Below are 7,211 nucleotides of genomic sequence, written 5' to 3'. Positions count from 1 at the left end.
TTCAATAGGTTGGCGTCTAAAGATAGGGGTGAGGCATAATAGCTTTGGGGGTGTTGGTGCATAGTAGGTCTACAATTTCGGAATTCATACATAGGCTTGGGGTGGACCTGGAGTCTATAGCGAGGTGTCTTTGACGTTAGCGCCCTCGCGAGTTCTTTGGAGGAGTTAGACTCCCGTTGCTCATCTGCCTCCTTGTGGGACGATCAAGAGAACGCAAAGAAATTACTTAGTGAAAGAGCAAGGGTAGAGGAGGTTCTGGCCTCATTCCGTGCCTTGGAGAAGGAGTATGCCGAGTGCGTCGAGTTGCTTGACGTGGCAGACGAAAGCGATAGCGAGTTTCTCGACGGTTTGTGGAGCGCGTTAACCCAGTTGGAGCGTCGTGTCAGCCAAAAAAAGGCTGAGTGCATGTTTTCTGGGGAGGCCGACGGCAGCGGGTGCTTCCTGGTTATCCGTCCTGGTGCTGGGGGCACGGAGAGTAATGACTGGGCTGCTATGCTGCTCCGCATGTACATAAGATGGGCAGGGACCTTTCACGGGTTTACTACAGAAATTGTAGATAAGATTGACGGTGAAGCCGCAGGATTGAAATCGGTGACGGTTAAGATATCCGGAAATGGGGCGTACGGTTGGGCGAAGACTGAGAGCGGTGTACATAGGCTGGTGCGGATATCTCCGTTTGACTCTTCATCAAGGCGCCATACAAGCTTTGCCAGCGTGGAAGTGTCACCAATAGCTGATGATAAAATTGATATTGAGATACTTGAGAAGGATCTGCGTATTGACACATACAGGGCCTCTGGGGCGGGCGGACAGCACGTAAATAAAACCGAGAGCGCAGTGCGCATCACTCACATGCCGTCGGGTATAGTGGTGCAGTGCCAGACCAGTAGGTCCCAGCATCAAAACCGCGCAGAGGCGTACAGTTTGCTACGAAGTCGCCTTTACGAAATGGAGCTTCAAGAAAAGGAAAAGAAAATGGCCCAGGAACATGACAGCAGATGCGATATAGGATGGGGTCACCAAATCAGGTCGTACGTAATGCACCCGTACCGCATGGTTAAAGATTTGAGAACCGGGCACGAAACGGGAGATGTGGATGCCGTGCTCGACGGGGATCTGGATAAGTTTATTGCTGCGGCTCTGACTTACAAATTATCCCAAGCACAGAAATAATGCAAACTGCCTCATGGGTGTTCATTGTTGGGTGATACACCTGTGCGGTGATGTGGAGTGCTGCACGGTGGCCGGCTATGGCACCACGCGAGGACATTCCACCACATATTCTCCATGGCAGCTCGGTCTATTGCGTGTCGTTCCCCACGGCTGGGCATTCCACTGCCTATTCTTTGTTGGATATAGCTACAGCCCGTGTGGCGTGTAGGTCTGCTGCACGGCAGTCCCGTCTATGGCACCACGCGAGGACATTCCACTGCCATACTGGCCCCGCCGGAGCGCAGCCCTTGTGCACCACCTTGTTGATAGCGTTGATGCGCACTTCACTTGGCTCAGCGATAATGCGGCTTCCTAAGAGTGGCTGCACCATTCTTGCTCCAGGTGCTCCCCATGGGTTGCCAGGGCGCATACCTGTTTTTTACTAACCTCCACCGGCGCGCAATCCCTGTGCACCACCTTGTTGTTGGTAGCTGTTGATGTGTATCTTGCCGGCGTGTTCCACTCCGCACCTTGCCGGTATCTTGCCACGTGGGCCACTGTTTTTCTGTTGTTGCTGTGGCGCGCTTACTACCTGGTCCTCATCTTTCTCCGGAGCATACCGCATATCTGGGTATATTTCAGTTTCTTCGTACTCTAAAAACCCATTTCCCATGTCGGTGCCGGCTCCGATAGGGCTCAAGACGTCATCATCAAGTTCGGAATCCATTACGTTAGGGCGGCGTCGTCCCGTTGCACCGCGTTCCGCATCTAAACGCAAATCCTGCGGCTCCTCATGCACTCCGTCTTCGCTTACCATGGGCTCGCTATCTTCTTGTTGTGCAACTTGTTGTTCAACCTCGGCTTCTGCAGCGCGGAAGTTGCCCTGAGGATATGTTAGTGTACGATCGTCCGCGCACATGAATCTAGTGAACCGCACTGGCACGGTTTGAGAGAGAAACCAGTTGTCTGGATCGAATGTTACCCCACTTTCTTCCGCCAAAGCGAGCCTGTATATATCTTCTGAGAACGGGAATTCCGGGCCGTTTACCAGACGGTGCAGATTGCTCGCATACTTATCCAAATATTTGTGTTGCAGTTTAGATAGAACACCAGAGTGTGACTTTCTCCCCGGGGTTTTCGATACATCATGCACCTGTAACAGCGCGATTATGTATTCTAGGCACGCTTTTCTTCTACCATCAATATGCATGCTGCAGTATTCGTATATAGCAGCTATGATGTCGTGCTCTGCGTGATCTCTGCATAAAAGCTTCCACTGCTTTGAAGTGCGGAATTTCGGGTCTATGGCGTTTCGGCCGTCGTCCGGGCACATGAAGTCCACATACGCATCTAAGTACGAAAGCAGCAAATTCACCCTTCCGGATTTGGCAAGGGTCTTCATGAGCATCATGTGCCCAGCCCTAGATGACCATTGGCCGCTCGCACTACAATGCACATTACAATCATCCATACCCATGTACGGGCATTCAGTAAACGATACATTTGTGGTACTCCCCTCGGGCCACGCAGCTTTGTTTGAGACGGTTCTAATAAGCTCAAGATCGCCGTCATCCCGCGTTGCATGCATACAAAACAAGACACACATGCCATGTGGAACTTCATCTTCTGCGCCCAAAACGTGTGCTACATACTTATCTTTAGGTATGGGGCGGCCTTCCATGCACAGCTTCCCGTCTGCTATACCAAACCTAGATATAGACTCCTGTTCGCAAGCATCATTAAATAGGCTCCTATCGCGGATGTTCATGCATAGAGTAAGCATGGGGGTGCCGCGATGCCCGACAACATCAAGCCCGTATCCACTTCTCTTATATGACAATGCCACTCCCACCATAGACAGCACGAAACCTACTCCAACGGTGATTCCTATGGCAAGCATTACCTGTGCACTGATGACGCCTGCAAAATACAATGCCGCTGCAATACCCAGTATGACTACGGCGACGACAAATGCTGCTGCAGCCCTTATCAGCGCTTTTCTCACGCGAACATCGTCAAATTTGGATGTGCTCTCATAGTCAGCACCCTGGCTCTGGTATAGCAGATCAGCACCCCCATGCCCCAAACCGGAAATAGTGGGAGTATACTGCCCAAATGCAGTACCCCGGTGCATGCGCACACTGCTAATGCTGCTGTCTAGTTGAATTGGCAAGGTAAGCTGAAACCCACCACAACGCTCTAATGCCGGAAGGAGGCTTTCAAAGAAGCTGCAAGTACAGAATTTGGGAAAGGATGGTGGTTGGCCCCCGCATGAATGCACGAGGTCACAAACCCTCTGGTACTTGCTCTTCAGCTTCAACAGTAAATCCCGCGCCTCTGCGCAGTCAATATCGTACCTATGATACACGCTGGCAAAACGTGCATCATTCATCAGATACTGTACAAGCTTTTTGTTGTACTTTTTGCCTTCAGACTTTAGACACGAAAGTGCAAGCATGCCCGCAGCTTCGTCGTACCGTGCGGGGTCAGTAGTGATGAGAGCATGCAGCAAGTTGCGTATTCTTATGTCAGATTTTTGCGAGCTTACGTAGTGCCCTTCCGAGGTGTATATTGCAATACCGCACGCGCATAGGAAGTTTATACTGGAGCGCTGCTTGGTTGAGCTATCACGGCGTACTTCGTCTTTCACATTTTGAGGTAGCTCATTAATGGCACGTAACACCGCCGACAGTAGCATCGCCCTGTGCCTTGCCTGAGAACTCCATGTGGGCGAAATGAATTCCTGGCCACGGTGCAACCTAGACAGTATGCCGGTGGTAATTTCGTCATGTAACAAAGCGCGCCCGTCTAGTGTGGCGTGCAGAAAACGTGGATCAATCGCCCATGCACTGTCACCATTGCTGTCATAACCGCCGGCATGGATAAAGCTTAATGCGCGCTCGATATAATAATCTAGGTAGCACTCGAAAACAGAGGTAAGCACGCTACGCTCGTTATCGGCATGCCCGGAACCGATCCCAAATAGCCGGTACATGAGGCTGCTGCGCTTTTTTGCGCCCCCTGCGCGAGAACGTTGTCCCTCGTTTTGGAGCACTATTCCGCTGTCTATGATGTGCACAATGAAGGAAAACAGACTTTGTACAGACTCGGCGTTGCTCACAATGACGCTGACTCTGGCCTTAAGCTGCGCATCTTGTATACTTGCCCCAGTTAAGAGCACGCTGTCTGGCGTTAGCCGCGCCAGTGATTTACTCAGCTCACTATCCAGGTCGGTATCGAGTGTGAAAAATGGCTCTTCCATGCCCTGAGAGTTACTATCAGGAGGCGCAAACCGGATTCTGCATCCAGAAAACTCGTGATCACGCCCTATTTTCAGTACTCCGTTTTCTGTTAGACCGATGACAGCAAGCAAATTACGCTGCATCCCCGGATTGGCAGCGAGCACGTCCCGCAGTTTGGTGCACCTGCTTGTTCCGCCTGGACCACTACAAAAGCTGAGAAACAGTTCGGACACAATCTTGACCTATCTAACAAGTGTAGCTGAAGCCGTACCGGTACATTGTAACATGCTATGGCGGATTTTGCCACCGTAGGTAGTGTATATACTCCTCCATTGCGACTATTTGTACTACATATATTGTTGAGGCAGCGTACGCCAAATGTGTTTAGTTACTTCTCCAGCTTGTGATACTGATATACTCGTTGATTGCCTATATGGGGCTATGCTGTGTTGGGCTATGCTGTGTTGGGCTATGCTGTGTTGGGCTATGCTGTGTTGGGCTATGCTGTGTTGGGCTATGCTGTGTTGGGCTGTGCTGTGTTGGGCTGTGCTGGGCGGCCATACAGTATGCCGCGTAGATTCAGGCGTAACCGTAATTCCGCGGCTTACGCGCAACTTCTGCGGGCATTTGTAAGGCTTATTTGTGGGCGTAACACTCATTAACATACGCAAGGGCGCACACCACTGCGGTATCGACCTTGAGTATTCTAGACCCCAGAGACATTTTGTCGCAAAAATCTTCACAGGAGCATAATTCCTCGTTGGAGAACCCTCCCTCAGGCCCTACTATTACCCAAACTTCCCGGTCGTTTTGCAGAACCTCGCGGGGTGGCTTGCCGCCGCCAGTTTCATCGCACAACACAAACTGCCTGTCGGGGTTATGAAGCTCGCGCAACGTGCGAAAATCCACTACAGGCGCGACCTCAGGCACATCCTGCCTGCCGCATTGCTCAGAGGCTTCGACGGCCCATAAGCGGCACTTTCTTGAGTCAATATCGTGCGCGGAGGAATATTCGGTACGCATGGGCTGGAAAAGAGTGACGCCCATTTCTGTGGCCTGCCTCACAACATTACGCATGGCTTCACCCTTCACTAGCGCAAAACACAGGACTAAGGTTCTGGTGCGGACGTGCTTTCTGAGGAGTTTTTCGGCTTCTACCTCGACAGTTTTTTTTGAGATGCACGAAACCCTGCACAGCCACTCTCCGTGCGTTCCGTCAAATAGCAATACAGCATCGCCGTGCTTCGCCCGCATTACATCCCGCACGTAGTGAGCCTGAGTAGCGTTTAAGGCAACCCTGCCACCAACTCCAATGCCGCCCTCTTTGTGATACAGCCTGATCTTTACGGGCTTTTTTCTGGAATACACCACGCTCTTGATGCGCCTACACCGTTTCGTTTTCCAGGCTTTTTGCTGCATCTAAAACGGCGTCTACATGCCCATCGACTTTCACTTTACGCCAGATTTTTCGTATCTTACCATGCTTATCTATGAGAAAGGTTGACCGCTCGATACCCATGTAGGACTTGCTAAACATGTGCTTTTCAACCCAGGTGCCGTACAGCTTGGAAAGACTGGAATCTTCATCGGAGATTAGTTCGAACGGTAGCTGATATTTTTTCCTGAAATTCGCGTGGGAAGACGCACCATCACCCGAAACGCCAACAATTATTGTATCCAGGCGCGCAAACTCGGCATGCGCGTCTCTAAAACCTTCCGCCTCCCTTGTGCACCCTGGTGTATCATCCTTTGGGTAGAAGTATAAGACTATGTTCTTCTTGCCGATGTACGAGGAGGAGGATGCCACAGTGCCATCTTCAAGCTTTATAGTAAATTCCGGGGCTGCTTCTCCTTCAAGTGTGTCCATAAAACCACCTCAGTCACATTACGGGGCGAATGATACACCTACTTGTAGATATTGTACAAAACTAAAACAGGGCTCCGACCGATCTTGACCAAAGTATTCGGCCTACTAGGCCTTCTGTTTAGGCAATGGTGGTTGGTAAATCTGTTCTTGTAATGCTCGTACCTATAACCTGGCTAGCTCATGTCTTGTCCGGCCTGCGTGTCTGGCTTGATACAATTATTCGCGCTATTGTGATGCTCGAGGAGAGCTTCACTGCACAATTACATTACTGCATTGTTGTACATTGTTGGGCTGCGTATGGAACTTCCCAATGCGCAAAGGAGCGTGTATATTGTGTGCTCGTTATTCGATGCTTAGGGTGATGTGAATTACTATCCGGAGGTTAAAGGCAACCCAGAGTTTTCTGCTATAGAAAAAGAGATACTGCAATATTGGAACAGCGAAAAGATTTTTGAGGAATCTGTAAACACTCGCTCTAGGGACAGAAGTTTCGTATTTTACGATGGCCCCCCGTTTGCGAATGGACTGCCCCACTATGGGCACCTGCTGACTGGGTTTATCAAAGATGCCGTTGCTAGGTACAAAACCATGCGCGGATTTAGAGTGGAGCGAAAATTCGGGTGGGATTGCCACGGGCTACCGGCTGAGATGCTGGCGGAGAAGGAACTTGGGGTGTCAGGCAAGGTCAGTATAGAAAGCTTTGGTATTGACAAGTTTAATGACTACTGCCGCAGCTCTATCATGCGGTTTACCCAACAGTGGAGGGAGTATGTAGAGCGGCAGGGACGGTGGGTAGACTTCGAAAACGGCTACAGAACCATGGACAAGAGCTTCATGGAGTCTGTAATGTGGGCGTTTCACGAGCTTTGGCATAAGGGGCTGGTTTATGAATCTGTGAAGGTAGTTCCGTACAGTTGGGCGTGCCAAACACCCCTGTCAAACTTCGAGAC

The 7,211-nt window shown here is 50.6% G+C and carries 5 protein-coding genes; 2 read left to right on the top strand and 3 right to left on the bottom strand.

All coding sequences use genetic code 11. From position 1 onward, the window contains the following. The first annotated feature begins 74 nt into the window (after positions 1-74). Positions 75-1,173, top strand: a protein-coding gene (gene prfB / locus GAC_RS02660; RefSeq protein WP_407059591.1) for a peptide chain release factor 2 whose coding sequence is annotated in 2 segments (ribosomal slippage) — positions 75-131 and positions 133-1,173 — 1,098 coding nt in all. Because the reading frame shifts where the segments join, the coding sequence is not laid out codon by codon here. Positions 1,174-1,594: 421 nt separating this feature from the next. On the opposite strand, the gene GAC_RS02655 is transcribed toward prfB, so the two are convergent. The 3 genes from GAC_RS02655 to GAC_RS02640 all read right to left on the bottom strand — a co-directional run bounded on the left by GAC_RS02655 (position 1,595) and on the right by GAC_RS02640 (position 6,261). Further along, positions 1,595-4,525, bottom strand: coding sequence for a hypothetical protein (locus GAC_RS02655; RefSeq protein ID WP_241760134.1), 2,931 nt, complete (start codon positions 4,523-4,525; stop codon positions 1,595-1,597). Positions 4,526-5,030: 505 nt separating this feature from the next. Further along, entirely contained in the window at positions 5,031-5,765 is a 735-nt protein-coding gene (locus GAC_RS02645) for a 16S rRNA (uracil(1498)-N(3))-methyltransferase (RefSeq protein ID WP_010264688.1), read from the bottom strand. A gap of 13 nt (positions 5,766-5,778) precedes the next feature. After that, positions 5,779-6,261, bottom strand: a complete 483-nt coding sequence (locus GAC_RS02640) for a peroxiredoxin (RefSeq protein WP_010264686.1) — start codon at positions 6,259-6,261, stop codon at positions 5,779-5,781. A 363-nt stretch (positions 6,262-6,624) separates the two neighbouring features. On the opposite strand from GAC_RS02640, the gene GAC_RS02635 reads away from it, so the two are divergent. Then, positions 6,625-7,211: class I tRNA ligase family protein (locus GAC_RS02635; protein ID WP_037349376.1), on the top strand; the 587-nt coding region annotated here is incomplete at its 3' end.

It is taken from the genome of Anaplasma marginale str. Florida (genome assembly GCF_000215485.1).
GTDB lineage: Bacteria > Pseudomonadota > Alphaproteobacteria > Rickettsiales > Anaplasmataceae > Anaplasma > Anaplasma marginale.
This window is presented reverse-complemented; position numbering and strand designations above follow the sequence as displayed.

Excerpts from the sequence above, each read along its gene's own strand:
- GAC_RS02640 (WP_010264686.1), bottom strand. The coding sequence starts at position 6,261 with ATGGACACACTTGAAGGAGAAGCAGCCCCGGAATTTACTATAAAGCTT.